The organism is Actinoalloteichus hymeniacidonis, assembly GCF_014203365.1.
Classification (GTDB): domain Bacteria; phylum Actinomycetota; class Actinomycetes; order Mycobacteriales; family Pseudonocardiaceae; genus Actinoalloteichus_A; species Actinoalloteichus_A hymeniacidonis.
This window is the reverse complement of sequence record NZ_JACHIS010000001.1, coordinates 4,596,899-4,609,391: the sequence shown is the minus strand read 5'-3', so window position 1 is coordinate 4,609,391 and position 12,493 is coordinate 4,596,899. Positions and strand designations below refer to the sequence as shown.

The following is a 12,493-nucleotide window of genomic DNA, read 5'->3' as shown; positions in this document are numbered from 1 at the left end:
CAGGGCAACAGATCGAACGCGGCGACGCGGACGCGATCGTCGGTGAACGGACGCCTCGGGGTGCGCTACGATCTCCCGCGAACGGGCTGTAGCGCAGCTTGGTAGCGCATCCGCTTTGGGAGCGGAGGGTCGCAGGTTCAAATCCTGTCAGCCCGACCACAGAACTCCTCGTCGACGCCTCGGCCTCATGATGCCGAGGCGCTCGTCGCCCCGATCCCAGCCGTGGCCTTCCGGTGACGACGCATTTCATGCGCAGGCCCGAACGCTCGGCCCGTGAGCCGGCGTGGCTCCGGCCCGAAGCGCGCATCCCCGTGCTCGCGCCCGTCCTGACCTCGCCTAGAATCGCGCCGACAGGCGGCGCCCCGTGAGTCAGTCCGACCCCGATTCCCCCGGGGGCTTCAAGAGTCACCGGCTGACTTCTTGGCGTTGACCAGCACTACGTGCAGGCCAGGGCGCTCCCTCGGTTCCTGCTCACCAGGAATCCGGCGGTGTGGACGTCCGGCCGGCCAAGATCGCAACGTCCCAAGGAGATCACGTGAAGAGCACCGTCGAGCAGCTCAGCCCGACGCGGGTACGGATCGACGTCGAGGTGCCGTTCGACGAGCTCAAGCCCGACTTCGACCGTGCGTACCGCAAGCTCGCCTCGCAGGTCCGGATCCCGGGCTTCCGACCGGGCAAGGCTCCCTCGCGAGTCCTGGAGAGCAGGCTCGGACGAGGGGTCGTGCTCGACGAGGTCGTCAACGAGGCGATCCCCGCGAAGTACATGGAAGCCGTGAACAGCGGCGAGGTGCGGACCCTCGGCAGGCCCGAGATCGAGGTCACCAAGATCGACGATGGTGACCTGCTCACCTTCAGCGCCGAGGTCGACGTTCGTCCGGAGATCACCATCCCGGCCTTCGGCGAGCTCGCCGTCTCCGTCGACGACGTGGCCGTCGAGGATTCCGACATCGACACCCAGCTCGACGAGCTGCGGGCTCGGTTCGGCACGCTGACCGGCGTCGACCGGCCCATCGAGGCAGGCGACTTCGTCGTCGTCGACCTCTCCGCCACCGTCGACGGCGTCGAGGTCGAGGACGCACGCACCGAGGGCCTCTCGTACGAGATCGGTTCGGGCCAGCTCGTCGACGGCATCGACGACGCGCTGATCGGCGCGTCGCAGGACGAGACCAAGACCTTCACCACCACCTTGGTGGCGGGGGAGCACACCGGCCGCGAGGCCGAGGTCAAGGTCAAGCCGACGTCGGTGAAGGTGCGCGAGCTTCCCGAGGCCGACGACGAGTTCGCCCAGATGGCCAGCGAGTTCGACACGCTCGACGAGCTGAAGGCCGACCTGCGCGAGCGCATCGGCCGCGTCAAGCGGATGCAGCAGGGCATGGAGGCCAGGGACAAGGTCCTCGAGGTGCTGTTGGAGACCACCGAGGTTCCGCTGCCCGAAAAGGTCGTCGAGGCCGAGATCGAGGTGCGCAAGCACGACGCGATCCACCCCTTCGACCACAGCGAGGCCAAGTTCGCCGAGTGGCTGGAGCAGCAGGGCAAGACCCTGGAGGGCTTCGACGCCGAGACCAAGGCCGAGGCGGAGAAGGCGGTGCGCACCCAGCTGGTGCTGGACACCATCGCCGACGCCGATCAGGTCACGGTGTCCGACAACGAGCTGACCCAGCGCATCGTCTACCAGGCGCAGCGCTTCGGCATCAGCCCGGACGAGTACGTGCAGCGGGCGCAGCAGTCCAACCAGCTCGGCGCCATCTACGCGGACGTGCGTCGGGGCAAGGCCCTGGCAGGTGTCGTCCGGCACGCGACGGTCACCGACGCCTCCGGCAACACCCTCGACCTCGATGAGCTGTTCGGCTCCGAGGAGCCCGAGGCCGAGCGCGGCGCGGTCATCGAGGGCGACGCGGTCGAGTCCGACTCCTCGACCGACACCGAGGGCGGTCAGGCCGAGACGACGGGAACCACTGCGGAGAAGTAACACGCTCTGGGCGAACACGGGCGGTGCTGGGAAGGCAGCGCCGCCCGTGTTCGTTACTGTCGATTGAGTAATCCGGATGACCAACGGCGGAACATCGGTAGCGCTGCCGATGTGGACGGACCCGCCCCATCACTGGTTGGAGAAGGCAGGCAGACGTGACGCAGCACCCACCCAGCAACACACCCGAGATGCGTTCGAACAATAGTGGTCTCAACTTGAACGACTCGGTCTACGAGCGCCTGCTTCGTGAGCGGATCATCGTCCTGGGCTCCCAGGTCGAGGAGAACATCGCGAACCAGATCTGCGCTCAGCTCCTGCTGTTGGAGGCCGAGGACCCCGAGGCCGACATCAGGCTGTACATCAACTCACCGGGTGGCTCGGTCTTCGCGGGTATGGCCATCTTCGACACCATGCAGCTCATCGAGCCCGATGTGTCGACCGTGGCGATGGGCTTCGCCGCCTCGATGGGTCAGTTCCTCCTGTCGGCCGGGGCGCCCGGCAAGCGGTATGCGCTCCCGCACGCCAGAGTGATGATGCACCAGCCGTCCTCCGGAATCGGTGGCACCGCCTCCGACATCGCGATCCAGGCCGAGGTGTGGATCAAGGACAAGAAGGAGATGGCCGAGCTCATCGCCGAGCACACCGGGCAGACGGTCGAGCGGATCACCGCCGACTCGGACCGCGACCGGTGGTTCACGGCCGAGGAGGCCAAGGAGTACGGCTTCGTCGATCATGTGGTCAGCCGTACCAACCAGCTGCCCAACACCAAGGGCACAAGCCGGCGCTGATCCCGGCCGCCGCGTTGATCCAGGCTGACCTCGAGGAGTCACCACGATGAACGAGCTTCACCGTCCACAGTCTCGTTATGTACTTCCGTCCTTCATCGAGCGGACCAGCTACGGGGTCAAGGAGTCCAACCCCTACAGCAAGCTGTTCGAGGAACGGATCATCTTCGTCGGATCGCAGGTCGACGACATCTCGGCGAACGACGTGATGGCGCAGTTGCTGTGCCTGGAGTCGGACGATCCCGACCGCGAGATCACCATGTACATCAACTCGCCCGGTGGATCTTTCACCTCGTTGATGGCGATCTATGACACGATGCAATTCGTCCGGCCCGACATCAAGACCGCCTGTCTCGGTCAGGCGGCCTCGGCTGCCGCAGTGATCTTGGCTGCGGGTACGGCGGGTAAGCGGTTGATCCTGCCCAACGCGCGGGTGCTGATCCACCAGCCCGCGATCGAGGGCGTTTACGGTCAGGTCTCGGACCTGGAGATTCAGGCGAACGAGATCCAGCGAGTGCGGAGCCAGATGGAGGCCACACTGGCGAGGCACACGAATCGGTCGGCCGAGCAGGTCCGCGAGGACGTCGAGCGGGACAAGATTCTGACGGCCCAGGAAGCCTTGGAATATGGTCTGGTCGACGAGGTGATTCCGTACCGGAAGCTCTCGCAGAACTGACCCGACACGCCGAGTGTGTCGGAGGTCCCGACACACTCGGCGGCGACGGGAGAGGCTTTGCCCCCGGCGACTGGGAGCAGGCAAGGTACCGTCGATGACGTACACGGCCAGGCACACCGAGTCAGGATGTGCCAGAGGGGACAGAGGTCAGCGGTCATGGCACGTATCGGTGACGGCGGCGACCTGCTCAAGTGCTCATTCTGTGGGAAGAGTCAGAAGCAGGTGAAGAAGCTCATCGCGGGTCCCGGTGTGTACATCTGCGATGAGTGCATCGACCTCTGCAACGAGATCATCGAGGAGGAGCTCGCCGAGGCGGGAGACGTCAAGCTCGACGAACTGCCCAAGCCCGCCGAGATCCACGAATTCCTCGATCAATACGTGATCGGTCAGTCCGGTGCCAAGCGGTCACTGGCAGTGGCGGTCTACAACCACTACAAGCGGATCCAGGCCGGCGATCGAGCCAAGGATGGACGTGAGGAGAGCGTCGAGCTCACCAAGTCCAACATCCTGATGCTCGGGCCCACCGGCTGCGGTAAGACCTACCTCGCGCAGACGCTTGCGAAGCTACTCAACGTGCCCTTCGCGATCGCCGACGCCACGGCGTTGACCGAGGCGGGCTACGTCGGCGAGGACGTCGAGAACATCCTGCTGAAGCTGATCCAGGCGGCGGATTACGACGTCAAGCGGGCCGAGACCGGCATCATCTACATCGACGAGGTCGACAAGATCGCCCGCAAGAGCGAGAACCCGTCGATCACCAGAGATGTCTCCGGCGAGGGTGTGCAGCAGGCCCTGTTGAAGATCCTGGAGGGCACCACGGCGAGTGTGCCGCCGCAGGGTGGACGCAAGCATCCCCACCAGGAATTCATCCAGATCGACACGACGAACGTGTTGTTCATCGTGGCCGGGGCGTTCGCGGGCCTCGAGAAGATCATCCAGGATCGCGTGGGCAAGCGCGGCCTCGGCTTCGGCGCGGAGATCCGGTCCAAGGCCGAGATCGACGCCATGGACTTCTTCACCGACGTGATGCCGGAGGACCTGATCAAGTTCGGGTTGATTCCCGAGTTCATCGGTCGTCTACCGGTGGTCGCCGGGGTCACCAACCTCGACAAGGATTCGCTGGTGCAGATCTTGACCGAGCCGCGTAACGCGCTGGTCAAGCAGTACCAGAAGCTCTTCGACATCGACGGCGTCGAGCTGGAGTTCACCAAGAAGGCGATGGAGGCGATCGCCGATCAGGCGATCCTCCGGGGAACGGGTGCCCGTGGGTTGCGGGCGATCATGGAAGAGGTACTGCAGTCGGTGATGTACGACATCCCGAGCCGCAGCGACGTCGCCAAGGTCGTCATCACCGAGCAGACCGTTCGGGAGAACGTGAACCCGACCATCGTCGCGCGGCAGGCGTCTCGACGCGAACGGCGTGAGAAGTCGGCCTGAGTCGGCAGAGACGACACCGCTGATCGCACTGACGCTGTCCCCACAGCGTCAGTGCGATCGTGCGTGTGGCTCCGGCCCCTCGGCCGTCGGTGCGTTTCTGGGGCGCTTCGCACGATGCACCCACCGCTGTCCGGCTGATGATCACCGCTCACACCCGTACCGAGTCGAAGCCCGTCGATCCGCAACCACACGGTGGTTTGAGGTCGGGTGGCGTTGGGTGAGCATTGGGCCGGTGTGACCCGGCGAGCCGAGTTCGCTGCACCGGCGAGCGCAGTGAGCACACCGGCCTCGTGAGACCGGTTCACCGCCCGGGCACACCGGCTCGACGAGCGCGGCTCGGTCGGAACGCGCAGAGTCCGAGGACGGGTGGCAGTCGCATGCTCGGCCGGACGTTCGCCGCCTGCGGGAATCCGGCGGCGCCGCGACCTCGACCCGTGGCGGGCGGCTGCGGGCGGTTCGGGACGGGACAGGCGACGGTGAGGAGACCAGGGATGCCGGACCGGCACGTGCTCCTGCTACACGGCTGGCGGACTCCCCAACCGGAGCACTGGCAGTTGTGGCTGGCGCCCCGGCTGTACGCCCGGGGCTGGGAGGTCGATTTCCCGAAACTGCCCTCGGCCGACACCCCGGTACTGGCGGAGTGGCTGGCCGTCGTGCAACGCCGCGTCGCCCGAGTGCCACGGTCGGCGGAACTCGTCGTGGTCGCACACTGCTGCTCAGCCCTGGTGTGGATGCACCACGCTGCGGTGCTGGACGGGCGGGGGAGGCGGGCGGATCGGGTGCTGCTGGTGGCTCCACCAGGCTGGAACTGGCGTCATCCGGACTTGAGCGGGCTGCCTTATCCGGCGGCGGACGGGTGGAGCCTGCGGCGGGCGGCCGGGGTCACGCGGCTCGTCGTCGGGGTCGGCGATCCGTGGGGCGGCGTCGCCGAGACCAGCAGGCTGGCGGCCGCCCTGGGCATCGAGATCGATGTGGTGCCCGACGGCCGCCACCTGGATGTGGAGGCGGGGTTCGGCCCGTGGTCACAGGCCCTGGACTGGGTGGTCGACCCCGCGACTGCGGCATTGAACACCGCACGTCGGGACCGGCCGGCGGATGGTCGCTGACGAGGTCGGGCTCAGCGCAGTCTGCTGCCGACGAAGGCAAGCGCGGGCGGCACGGACTCGTCGAAGAAGGCCCGGGTATGGCCTCCGGGGCCGAGGGTGGCGACCTCGGGGTTCGCCTTGTCGATGAACTGCCGGGCTCCCTCGATGAAGCTGTCCTCGGTACCGCACCAGATGCCCACCGGCACGTTGCCCAGTGCTGGGATGTTGCGAAGCGGGTCCATGCTCGCCCAGTCGGCCTCGTCGTGGAAGGCGTTGCGCTTGCTCATCTCCTCCCAGGAGAGGATCAGTGCGGGCGCGATGGCACCGACCGCACGCAACGGCCTGCCCTGCTCGCGGCGTCTGCGTGCGTACAGCAACGCCCCGAAGCCGCCCATCGACACGCCCACCGCCGCCTCCGGGGCGCCCAGGCCTCGGGCGGCCGCCCACATCGGGACCTCCCGCAGCAGCATCCCCATCGGATCGTCGCCCTTGTTGTGCTCGTGCCAGTAGTCGTCGCCGCCGTCCACCGCCATCACCGCGAAGGGCGTGCCTCCACGAGTGATCGTGTCGTCGAGGGTCCGGGGCATCGGGGCGGCCGTGACCTCCTCGGAGTGCCCGGTCCGGCCGTGCAGCACCACACACACCGGCAGCCTGCCGTGATGCGAGCCTGCTGGGATCAGCGTGACGAGACCGACGGTTCGCCCGCGCGCCGCCGACCACACCTGCTCCTGGTGGATGATCGCCCGAGACGTGCTACCCCGGCTGAGCTCGGTGAGCGACATCCCGCCGGTGAGGCCACTGGCCTGGTGGGGAATGTCATGGGTGAGGCTGCTCTTGGTGGTCAACGCCACGGCACCGAGCCCACCCAGACCGGCAAGCACGGTGAGGAAACGGCGCCTGCTCGGTTCTGGAGTGGAATCCGGGGTGGTGTCCGGTGCCATGAAGGACCTCCTCGACGTCAGGGGCGACGGTTGGCTCGAAAACCACCGTCGTCGAGCTGCGCCAAGTCGGCCACCGCTGCTCACGGACGAGCGAGTGGTGGCCGGGCGAATTCACCTGGAGGAGGGCGTGGCAGGAGACAGGGCCACCGGTGCCGCAGCCGGGGTTCCGTGGGTGGCATTCACGGGCTGGGCAGGTGATTCGGCCGAGTCGACGATGACGCGCTCGCGGCCGGTGTACACGTTCATCGAGTCGCCCCTGAGGAATCCGACGAGCGTCATGCCCTGCTCGTCGGCGAGGTCGACCGCCAGCGAGGATGGCGCGGACACGGCCGCCAACAGCGGGATGCCTGCCATCGCGGCCTTCTGGACGAGCTCGAACGAGGCCCGGCCCGAGACCATCAGCACGCAGCCGCTCAGCGGGACCCGGTCCGCCAGTAGCGCCCAACCGATGACCTTGTCGACGGCGTTGTGTCTGCCGACGTCCTCGCGGACGGCCAGCAGCGTGCCGTCGGCGGTGAACAGTCCGGCGGCGTGCAGTCCGCCGGTGCTGTCGAAGACCCGCTGAGCGGCGCGCAGCGCTGGGGGCAACGCGCTCAGCGTGTCGGCCGAGATGCGCAGGGCGTCGTCTGCCGGAGAGTGTCGGGTACGCAGCCGGACCGCGTCGAGGGCCGCCTTGCCACAGACGCCACAGGACGAGGTGGTGTAGAAGTTGCGTTCCACCCCCGTCTCGGGCGGCGCGACTCCGTCGGCGAGGGCGATGTCGAGCACGTTGTAGGTGTTGCGTCCCTGGTCGTCGACCCCGTCGCAATAGCGGGCGATCGCCACGTCCTCCCGGTGCGCGATGACGCCCTCGGTGAGCAGGAAGCCGTGGGCCAGTTCTACGTCGCTGCCCGGTGTCCGCATTGTCACAGCGAGCGCCCGGCCGTTGACGCGTTGCTCGAGCGGTTCCTCGGCCGCGAGGGCATCGGGTCGAACGCGGGCGGTCCCACCGGAGATCCGCAGCACCTGCCTGCGAACGGTCACTCGGCCCATTGCGCCTCCTTCGACAAGACGGCCTGATCACTCGTTCGTGTTCACCGATCACCCGACGGTACCTCGGTTGGTCGAGTAAGACGGGAGACGAATGGTCCAGCGGCGGCCGGAGCGCGCGGGTGCCCGCGATCGGGTGTCACCCGCCGATCGCCTCCGTGACACCGGGTGAAGGCAGTGCCCGTCAACGACAGCGATAGCGACGAGGGCCTCGCGGATGACGAAGTGGCACAAGCCCGGAGTGATCACCTGATCAGGTGGTCACTTGATCGGACCAGTATTCGGGCGACACGCTCGGCTGGAAGATCATGGTCTCGTCGCGTTCACCGTGATTCTGGTTGCGATCGGCGTCAGGGGCCCGAGCGATCATCAGCGAATCATGCCTGTTCATGGGCGTTGTTGTGGCGACCGTCTCCGGAGAGGGCGGTGATCGACTGCCTAGTTGACTAAGAAATTTCTTCTCTCCGGTGCTCGTGAGGGTCAGCTCACTCGGGGTAGCGTTCGCCCACCCGTTCTGGTGCTTGCTACGTGCTTGGAGTGGTCGATGTCTCCCGGTCTGCTCGATCGATCTCGGATCGTCGCCCCGGCGGGCTGGAGCCGATGGCTCGTCCCGCCTGCTGCGTTATCCGTTCACCTGGCCATCGGTCAGGCCTATGCCTGGAGCGTGTTCAAACCGCCCTTGGAGTCCGCGATGGACCTGAGCGGCACCCAGAGCGCGCTGCCGTTCCAACTGGGCATCGTGATGCTGGGCCTCTCGGCGGCCTTCGGCGGCACCTTCGTCGAACGCAACGGCCCTCGGTGGGCGATGTTCGTCTCGCTGGTCTGTTTCTCCAGCGGCTTCCTGGTCGCGGCCCTCGGCGTGGCCACCGGCCAGTTCTGGCTCGTGGTGCTCGGCTACGGCGGTATCGGCGGCGTCGGTTTGGGGATCGGCTACATCTCACCGGTCTCCACGCTGATCAAATGGTTCCCCGACCGGCCGGGCATGGCCACCGGCATCGCGATCATGGGATTCGGCGGCGGCGCCCTCATCGCGGCGCCGTGGTCTTCCTGGATGCTGGGCAACTTCGGCGTCGATTCGGCCGGTATCGCGACCACCCTGGTGGTCCACGGCATCGCCTACGCGGTCTTCATGTCGCTGGGCGTGCTGCTGATCCGGGTGCCCGCCTCGGACTGGCGGCCGCCGGGACAGGCGAAGGCGGTCGCCAAACCGAGCAAGATGATCAGCACCGGTAACGTCTCCGCGCGCAACGCCATCCGGACGCCTCAATTCTGGTGTGTGTGGATCGTGCTGTGCCTCAACGTGACGGCGGGTATCGGAATTCTGGAGAAGGCGGCGCCGATGATCGTCGACTTCTTCGCCGACACTCCCACCCCGGTCGCCGCAGGCGCTGCGGCGGGCTTCGTGGCCCTGCTGTCGCTGACCAACATGGCGGGCCGCTTCGTCTGGTCCTCGACGTCCGACCTGATCGGCCGCAAGAACATCTACCGGGTGTATCTGGGAGTCGGCGCGCTGTTGTACCTGGTCATCGCCCTGGTCGGCCACCTGTCGATGCCGGTGTTCATGCTCGCCGCGATGGGCATCCTGTCGTTCTACGGGGGCGGCTTCGCCACCGTCCCGGCATATCTGAAGGACCTGTTCGGTACCTACCAGGTCGGCGCAATCCACGGTCGGCTCCTCACCGCCTGGTCGGTGGCGGGCGTGCTCGGCCCGCTGATCGTCAACGCGGTCGCCGACTCCCAGCAGGCGGCGGGCCGAACTGGTGCGGACCTGTACACCACGTCGCTGTTCGCTATGATCGTCCTGCTGGTCATCGGCTTCGTGGCCAACGAGCTGATCCGGCCGGTCAACGCTCGCTTCCATGAGCCGGAACCCGCCGCGCAGCCCGCCGAGGACAAGAACGCAGACGCTGCGGAAGGAGTCAACCGATGAACGCCGAGCAGCCTCCGACCGAGACGTCGGCGAGCGGAGGCCGCCGGGCCCTCATGGTGGTCGCCTGGCTGTGGGTGAGCCTGCCGTTCGGTTACGGACTGGCCCAGCTCATCGGCACGGTGGCCGGGCTCTTCACGTCCTGACCTACGCAGACCTGCTCAAGGCCGCGCGGCGATCGACCCTGAGCGGGGGACGGTCCGGATCATCCGAACCGTCCCCGGCCTCGCGTCAGTTCTGGACCGTCTCGTCCGCAGCAGACCGCTTCGAGGACTCCAACCGAATGACGATCGACTTGGACGTCGGTGTATTGGACTCGTCGGCGACCGAATCCAAGGGAACCAGCGGGTTGGCCTCCGGGTAGTAGGCCGCCGCGCAGCCCACGGCGGTGGGAAAGGCCACCACCCGGAAGGCCTCGGCGCGCCGATCCTCCATCCGACCATCGGGCAGCAACCACTCGCTGATCAGATCGACGATCTGCCCGTCCTCGACCCCAAGCCGTGCGCAGTCCTTCGGGTTGACGAACACGACACGTCTACCGTTCTTGACCCCGCGATAGCGATCGTCGAGTCCGTAGATGGTCGTGTTGAACTGGTCGTGACTGCGCAGCGTCTGCAACAGCAGCCGGCCCTTGGGAATCCGCAGCACCTCCAGCTGGTTCGCGGTGAAGTTCGCCAACTTGGTGGCGGTGGGGAACGACCGCGAATCCCTCGGCGGGTTGGGCAGGATGAAGCCGTTGGGTTCGCGCACTCGCGCGTTGTAGTCCGTGCAACCGGGGACGACCCGCGCGATCCGATCCCGGATCTCGTCGTAATCCCGCTCGAAGTCCTCCCACGGGACCGAATGCTCGGCGCCGAGCACGGCGCGGGCCAACCTGGCGACGATCGACACCTCGGAGTGCAGCGTCTCGCTGGCGGGCTCCAACCTGCCCCGCGAGATGTGCACCGCCGACATCGAGTCCTCGACGGTGACGAACTGCTCCCCGGTGTGCTGGATGTCGCGTTCGGTCCGCCCGAGAGTCGGGAGGATCAGCGCGGTCTTCCCGTGCACGACATGCGAGCGGTTCAGCTTCGTTGAAACCTGCACGGTCAGCGAACACGACCGGAGGGCCGCCTCGGTGACCTCGGTGTCCGGACTCGCCGCCACGAAGTTGCCGCCGAGGGCGAAGAAGACCAGGCCGCGTTCCTCGGCGGAGCGGTCGCGCATCGCCTGTAGGGCCGCGACCGTGTCGAAGCCGTGTTCCCTCGGCATCGGTAGCGAGAATTCCCGTTCCATGGCGTCGAGGAAGGCCGCTGGCGGCTTCTCCCAGATGCCCATGGTCCGGTCGCCCTGGACGTTGGAGTGGCCACGCACCGGACAGACGCCCGCGCCCGGTTTGCCGATCATGCCGCGCAACAGCAGGACGTTGACCAACTCGCGGATCGTGGGGACTGAATGCTTGTGTTGTGTGATGCCCATCGCCCAACACACGATCGTGCGCTTGGACTCGGCGAGCATGCGGGCAACCGTTTCGATCTGGCTCCGTTCGAGACCGGTGGCTTCCTCGACCTTCGCCCAGTCCAGGGTCTTCAGGTGTGCGGAGTACTCGGCGAAGCCATGGGTGTGCTCGCGGATGAAGTCGCCGTCCAGGACGGTGCCGGGTGCCTCGTCCTCGGCGGCCAACAGCAGGTGGCCCAGCGCCTGGAACAAGGCCAGGTCGCCGCCGATCCGGATCTGGCAGAACTCGTCGGCCAGGCTGGTGCCCTTGCCGACCACACCGCGGATGTTCTGCGGGTTCTTGAAGCGCAACAGGCCCGCCTCGGGAAGCGGATTGATCGCGACGATCTTCGCGCCGTTGCGCTTGGCCTTCTCCAATGCCGAGAGCATCCGAGGGTGATTGGTGCCCGGGTTCTGCCCGGCGATCAGCAGCAGATCGGCATGGTGGATGTCGTCCAGGCTGACCGAGCCCTTGCCGATGCCCAGGGTCTGATTCAACGCCGAGCCCGACGACTCGTGGCACATGTTCGAGCAGTCGGGCAGGTTGTTGGTGCCGAAGGACCGCACGAAGAGCTGATAGAGGAACGCGGCCTCGTTGCTGGTGCGTCCGGAGGTGTAGAACACCGCCTGGTCCGGGTTGTCCAGCTCGCGCAGCTCGCTCGCGATCAGTTCGAAGGACTCCGCCCAGGAGATCGGCTCGTAGTGCGTCGCGCCCGGTCGCAGGACCATCGGATGGGTCAACCGGCCCTGGCTGCCCAACCAGTAGTCGGTGCGCTGCGCCAACTCGGCTACGGAGTGCTCGGCGAAGAAGTCCGCGTCGACCCGTCGTCGAGTCGCCTCCTCGGCGACCGCCTTCGCTCCGTTCTCGCAGAACTCGGCGAAGCTGCGGTGCCCTTGCCCCTCCGGCCAGGCGCAGCCCGGACAGTCGAAGCCCTTGCGTTGATTGAGCAGGCGCAGCGTCTTCACCGTGCGTCCTGCACCCATCTGATCCATGCCTCGGCCGAGGGAGACCAGGACGCCGGGGATGCCCGCAGCCCACTCCTTCGGCTCGGAGACGACCAGCTCCGATTCGTCGATGTCCTGCCGGGGTGCCTCGCGAGTCATACCACCATCCTGCGACAAGCAGGGTGGGAGAACCAGGGGGCCCGGCTATCGAACGGTGCCGGAC

At 66.9% G+C, this 12,493-nt stretch carries 10 protein-coding genes and 1 tRNA gene; 8 read left to right on the top strand and 3 right to left on the bottom strand.

What is annotated here, in order from left to right; translation table 11 throughout:
* Positions 1-82: 82 nt before the first annotated feature.
* The 6 genes from BKA25_RS19175 to BKA25_RS19150 all read left to right on the top strand — a co-directional run bounded on the left by BKA25_RS19175 (position 83) and on the right by BKA25_RS19150 (position 5,973).
* Positions 83-159: transfer RNA gene (locus tag BKA25_RS19175), tRNA-Pro, on the top strand.
* 376 nt (positions 160-535) lie between these two features.
* A complete protein-coding gene (tig, locus tag BKA25_RS19170) occupies positions 536-1,969 on the top strand; it encodes a trigger factor (protein WP_069853412.1) in 1,434 nt (477 codons plus the stop codon).
* Positions 1,970-2,157: 188 nt separating this feature from the next.
* The gene (locus tag BKA25_RS19165; protein ID WP_069847808.1) at positions 2,158-2,757 is read left to right on the top strand and encodes an ATP-dependent Clp protease proteolytic subunit; all 600 of its coding nucleotides are present in this window, start codon (positions 2,158-2,160) and stop codon (positions 2,755-2,757) included.
* Between the two features lie 46 nt (positions 2,758-2,803).
* A complete protein-coding gene (locus BKA25_RS19160; RefSeq protein ID WP_069847810.1) occupies positions 2,804-3,430 on the top strand; it encodes an ATP-dependent Clp protease proteolytic subunit in 627 nt (208 codons plus the stop codon).
* Between the two features lie 156 nt (positions 3,431-3,586).
* On the top strand, positions 3,587-4,867 hold the full coding sequence (gene clpX, locus BKA25_RS19155; RefSeq protein ID WP_069847812.1) for an ATP-dependent Clp protease ATP-binding subunit ClpX: 1,281 nt from the start codon (positions 3,587-3,589) through the stop codon (positions 4,865-4,867).
* Positions 4,868-5,358: 491 nt separating this feature from the next.
* On the top strand, positions 5,359-5,973 hold the full coding sequence (locus tag BKA25_RS19150; protein ID WP_069847814.1) for an RBBP9/YdeN family alpha/beta hydrolase: 615 nt from the start codon (positions 5,359-5,361) through the stop codon (positions 5,971-5,973).
* An 11-nt stretch (positions 5,974-5,984) separates the two neighbouring features.
* Here the strand turns inward: BKA25_RS19150 and BKA25_RS19145 are convergent, their stop codons facing one another.
* Both BKA25_RS19145 and fdhD read right to left on the bottom strand, forming a co-directional pair.
* Positions 5,985-6,893 (bottom strand): alpha/beta hydrolase, encoded by a 909-nt coding sequence (locus tag BKA25_RS19145; protein WP_069847816.1) that lies wholly within the window; start codon positions 6,891-6,893, stop codon positions 5,985-5,987.
* Between the two features lie 111 nt (positions 6,894-7,004).
* Entirely contained in the window at positions 7,005-7,925 is a 921-nt protein-coding gene (gene fdhD / locus BKA25_RS19140) for a formate dehydrogenase accessory sulfurtransferase FdhD (protein ID WP_084642709.1), read from the bottom strand.
* A gap of 541 nt (positions 7,926-8,466) precedes the next feature.
* Between fdhD and BKA25_RS19135 the strand changes: the two genes are divergently transcribed.
* On the top strand, positions 8,467-9,852 hold the full coding sequence (locus tag BKA25_RS19135; protein WP_069847818.1) for an OFA family MFS transporter: 1,386 nt from the start codon (positions 8,467-8,469) through the stop codon (positions 9,850-9,852).
* Positions 9,849-9,995, top strand: coding sequence for an MFS transporter small subunit (locus tag BKA25_RS19130; RefSeq protein WP_172803752.1), 147 nt, complete (start codon positions 9,849-9,851; stop codon positions 9,993-9,995). Before BKA25_RS19135 ends, BKA25_RS19130 begins: the two co-directional genes overlap by 4 nt.
* Before the next feature lie 85 nt (positions 9,996-10,080).
* Here BKA25_RS19130 and BKA25_RS19125 read toward each other — a convergent pair whose 3' ends face one another.
* Complete coding sequence (locus BKA25_RS19125) at positions 10,081-12,429, bottom strand: FdhF/YdeP family oxidoreductase (RefSeq protein ID WP_069853413.1); 2,349 nt, start codon at positions 12,427-12,429, stop codon at positions 10,081-10,083.
* Positions 12,430-12,493 lie beyond the last annotated feature (64 nt).

Bases quoted from the DNA above. Each gene is read 5' to 3' on its own strand.
- fdhD (WP_084642709.1), bottom strand. From the start codon at position 7,925: ATGGGCCGAGTGACCGTTCGCAGGCAGGTGCTGCGGATCTCCGGTGGG.
- BKA25_RS19125 (WP_069853413.1), bottom strand. From the start codon at position 12,429: ATGACTCGCGAGGCACCCCGGCAGGACATCGACGAATCGGAGCTGGTC.
- BKA25_RS19160 (WP_069847810.1), top strand. From the start codon at position 2,804: ATGAACGAGCTTCACCGTCCACAGTCTCGTTATGTACTTCCGTCCTTC.
- BKA25_RS19145 (WP_069847816.1), bottom strand. From the start codon at position 6,893: ATGGCACCGGACACCACCCCGGATTCCACTCCAGAACCGAGCAGGCGC.
- BKA25_RS19150 (WP_069847814.1), top strand. From the start codon at position 5,359: ATGCCGGACCGGCACGTGCTCCTGCTACACGGCTGGCGGACTCCCCAA.
- BKA25_RS19165 (WP_069847808.1), top strand. From the start codon at position 2,158: ATGCGTTCGAACAATAGTGGTCTCAACTTGAACGACTCGGTCTACGAG.
- BKA25_RS19130 (WP_172803752.1), top strand. From the start codon at position 9,849: ATGAACGCCGAGCAGCCTCCGACCGAGACGTCGGCGAGCGGAGGCCGC.
- BKA25_RS19135 (WP_069847818.1), top strand. From the start codon at position 8,467: ATGTCTCCCGGTCTGCTCGATCGATCTCGGATCGTCGCCCCGGCGGGC.
- clpX (WP_069847812.1), top strand. From the start codon at position 3,587: ATGGCACGTATCGGTGACGGCGGCGACCTGCTCAAGTGCTCATTCTGT.